This window comes from Saccharopolyspora taberi (assembly GCF_039534165.1).
In the GTDB taxonomy this organism is placed as follows: domain Bacteria; phylum Actinomycetota; class Actinomycetes; order Mycobacteriales; family Pseudonocardiaceae; genus Saccharopolyspora_D; species Saccharopolyspora_D taberi.
This window is the reverse complement of sequence record NZ_BAAAUX010000023.1, coordinates 166,496-170,295: the sequence shown is the minus strand read 5'-3', so window position 1 is coordinate 170,295 and position 3,800 is coordinate 166,496. Positions and strand designations below refer to the sequence as shown.

At 71.5% G+C, this 3,800-nt stretch carries 3 protein-coding genes; 2 read left to right on the top strand and 1 reads right to left on the bottom strand.

Annotation, left to right across the window (positions count from 1 at the left end):
* Window positions 1-648: DUF6542 domain-containing protein (locus ABD691_RS27220; RefSeq protein WP_344684472.1), on the bottom strand; the 648-nt coding region annotated here is incomplete at its 3' end.
* 320 nt (window positions 649-968) lie between these two features.
* Between ABD691_RS27220 and ABD691_RS27215 the strand changes: the two genes are divergently transcribed.
* Window positions 969-2,540 carry a sugar ABC transporter ATP-binding protein gene (locus ABD691_RS27215; protein WP_344684470.1) on the top strand — a complete coding sequence of 524 codons (1,572 nt, stop codon included), beginning with the start codon at window positions 969-971 and terminating at the stop codon, window positions 2,538-2,540.
* A complete protein-coding gene (locus ABD691_RS27210; RefSeq protein WP_344684468.1) occupies window positions 2,537-3,604 on the top strand; it encodes an ABC transporter permease in 1,068 nt (355 codons plus the stop codon). Before ABD691_RS27215 ends, ABD691_RS27210 begins: the two co-directional genes overlap by 4 nt.
* Window positions 3,605-3,800 lie beyond the last annotated feature (196 nt).

Sequence of the window (3,800 nt, the reverse complement as noted above, 5' to 3'; positions counted from 1 at the left end):
CCCCGGCGCCTGCCCGCGGGCGCGCGGGTCGGCGCTGTCGCGCCTGTTGCGCCCGGTGCCGCGGTCCGCCGCCGGGCGCTTCGCGCCGGCTTCCGGCGGACGCTTACCCCCTTCCGGCGGACGCTTCGCTCCGCCTTCGGGGGGACGCTTCGCACCGCCTTCCGGCGGGCGCTTCGCTCCGCGCTCCGCGGGTCGCCGGGACGGACGCTCCGCGTCCTCGGCGCGCGGCGGCTTGGGCAGCGGGCGCTTCTTCGTGACCGCCTCGGCGACCGCCTCCGGCGAGCGCTCCAGCACCAGCATCCGGGCCAGGCCGATGGCCAGCGAGAGCGCGGCGGTGGCCGCCATCACGGGAAAGCTGCTGATCAGCGGGTTGACCACCGCGAGCGCCTTGGCCGCCATGCCGCCGTCCTTGGGCGTGCCGCTGCCGGTGAGCAGAACGAGCACCGGCATCACCAGCGCCAGCACCAGCGGCGGCTGCACCATCGGGCCGAACAGGTTCTTCCGCTTGACCATCGAGACCGCGAGCACCGACCCGACGAAGAAGCAGGACTTGAACAGCAGTCCGGGCTGCGACCAGATCAGTATGTCCAGCACGGTGCCGAGTGCTGTGGGTACTACTGCCAGCAGCAAGGCACCCCAAAGTGGCACGCCTCGGGTGGTGCCGAATGCGGAGCGTTCCGACCAGGCTGGGCCGCCGTTGTCGGGGATGGGTGCGTTCTGGCGCTCGCGGGTGGCGGTCACAAGTACCAACCGTAACGGTGCAGTACGGGTGATCGAGACCGTGTCGGGGAACTTCGCCGCGAACGTCGCCACTTCGTGCCCGTGTGACCGGTATGTGATGTACGTGCAGCCGAACGGATGCCCCGTGGCCCGTGGGAGCGTGTGAGTCTTGACACAGGCGCCGCGGGCGACTTAGCGTCCGGGCAATCGATTTCTCAGGCTCCTTCCTGCCGCTCGACGGGGGTCGTATGAGCACAGCAGCGCCGCTGGTCGAGATGACCGGGATCACCAAGCGCTACGGGGGCGTCCTCGCCTGCGACGGGGTGGACCTGACGGTCCGCGCCGGGGAGGTGCACGCGCTGCTCGGTGAGAACGGCGCGGGCAAGTCGACGCTGATGCGGGTGCTGTCCGGCGACATCAGCGATCACGACGGCACCGTGGCCATCGAGGGCAGGCAGGTGCGCTTCGCCCGCCCGGCCGACGCCCAGCACGCGGGCATCGCGATGATCCACCAGGAGCTCGACCTGGTGCCCGCGCTGTCCGTGGCCGACAACCTCTACCTGGGCCGGGAGCTGCGCAACCGGTTCGGCGGCGTCGACCGCAGGCGGATGGCCGCCCGCACCAGGGAGCTGCTCCAGCGCACCGGCATCGACCTGGACCCCGCCCGCCCGGTCGGCGAGCTGCGGGTCGGCGAGCAGCAGCTGGTCACGATCGCCAGGGCGCTGCTGCTGGACGCCAAGGTGCTGATCATGGACGAGCCGACATCGGCGCTGTCCAACACCGAGGTCGAGCGGTTGTTCGCGGTGATCGGCGAACTGCGCCGGTCGGGCACCGGCATCGTCTACATCTCGCACCGGATGGACGAGATCGGCCAGATCGCCGACCGCGCCACGGTGCTGCGCAACGGCCGGTGGGTCGCGGAGTTCGACGCGCGGGAGGTCACCGCCGACCAGGCCGCCGAGGCGATGGTCGGGCGCGAGGTGCAGACGATGTTCCGCTCCGACCGCGCCGAGATCGGCGACGAGCTGCTGAGCCTGTCGGACTTCGCCGTGCGGCCGCGCAGGCCCCGGGTCGGCAGGCGCGAACCGGACGGCATCTCGCTGACCGTGCGCGCGGGCGAGATCGTCGGGCTGTGCGGGCTGCTGGGATCCGGGCGCACCGAACTGCTGGAGACGCTGTTCGGCGCGGGCTCGGCGGGGACCTGGGAAGGGACGGTGACCCTGCGCGGGCGCCCGGTGCGGCCGAGGGGTCCACGCCAGGCGCTGCGCGCGGGGATCGCCTTCGTCCCGGAGGACCGCAGGGCGGCCGGCCTGGTGCTCGGGCACTCGGTGCTGGCCAACACCGTGCTGTCGGTGGTCGACCGGCTCGGGGTCGCCGGGCTGGTCCGGCGCAGCTCCGAGGTCAGCACGACGCAGGAGAGCGTCGAGCGGCTGAAGGTCAAGCTCGGCAGGATCCTCGACCCGGTCGGCACCCTTTCCGGTGGAAACCAGCAGAAGGTCGTGTTCGGCCGGATGCTGCTCACCGAGCCGCGGCTGCTGCTGCTCGACGACCCGACCCGCGGCGTGGACATCGGCGCGAAGGCCGAGATCTACCAGCTGCTCGGGGAAATCGCGGGTCAGGGCATCGGTGTGCTGCTGGCGTCGTCGGAGCTGCCGGAGCTGGTCGGGGTGTGCGGCCGGGTGGTGGTGCTGCGCGGCGGGCGCAGCGTGGCCGAGTTCCGGACCGCCGGGACGAGTGAGGCCGAATTGTTGGCCGCCGCGATGGGCGAGAGGGTCGACGCGGCGGGGACGAGCCCGGCCGCAGGGGGAGGTGCACGGTGACCGACCGGACCGACGAGCGGCCGGCCAGCCCGGCCGCGGAACCGAACGGCGGAGGCCCGACGGCCAGGCCGCCGTCGTCCTCGCGCGCCGGAACGGTCGAGCTGCTGTTCCGGTTCCAGTCCTTCTTCGGCCTGCTGGCGGTGTTCGTCGCCGCGGTGATCTTCTCGCCGCGCAAGAACGGCGAGATCCTGTTCCTGTCCAGCGACAACCTGTTCAACATCGTCCGCGCGGTCTCCGAGATCGGGATCATCGGGATCGGGCTGACCTTCGTCATCCTCATCGGCGGCATCGACCTGTCGGTCGGCTCGGTGCTCGGGCTGGCCGCCGTCGGGTCCGCGGTGCTGATGGTCAACGACGGCCTCGGCGTCGCCGCGACGGTGTCGCTGGTGCTGCTCGCGGGCATCGTCTTCGGCCTGCTCCAGGGGACGGCGGTGTCCCTGCTCGGGGTGCAGGCGTTCATCGTCACGCTCGCCGGCCTGCAGATCGCCCGCGGTCTGGCCCGGATGTGGTCGGGCGGCGAGACCGTGCAGATCTCCTACGGCGACCGGCCCGGCCAGGCGCCGATGGCCTTCTCGCTGCTGGGCGAGCGCACCTTCGGCGGCGTGGTGCCGATCCCGGCGCTGATCTTCGCCGTGGTCGCGGTCGTCGCGATCCTGTTCCTGCGCAGCAGCGCCTACTCCCGGCACCTGTACGCGATCGGCGGCAACGAGAAGGCCGCCCGGCTCTCCGGTGTGCCGGTCAACCGGGTGAAGATCATCGCCTTCGGCATCGCCGGGTTCTGCGCCGCGCTGGCCGGGATCGTGCACGCGGGCCAGCTCAACGCGGGCAGCCCGAACGACGGCATCACCTACGAGCTGGACGGCATCGCGGCGGTGGTCGTCGGCGGCACCAGCCTGGCCGGAGGCCGCGGCTCGGTCATCGGCACCATCGCGGGCGCGCTGCTGCTGGGCATCCTCAACAACATCCTCAGCCTCAACAGCGTCAACACCGATATCCAGTTGCTGATCAAAGGTCTGGTGATCGTCGCGGCGGCGGCGCTGCAACGGCTGCGTCCCACGTCGTAGGCCAACCTCGGGAGGAAGCACGATGCGCAAGACGACGATGAGGTCCTTGTTCGCGATCACGTGCACTGCCGTCGCGCTCGCCGCGGCCGGTTGCGGTACGACGAGTGAGAACACCGGCCAGGTCCAGCAGCAGGACCCGACGAAGAACTGCCGCGGTGCGCAGGGCGGCCCTTACACGATCGGGATGAGCCAGGCC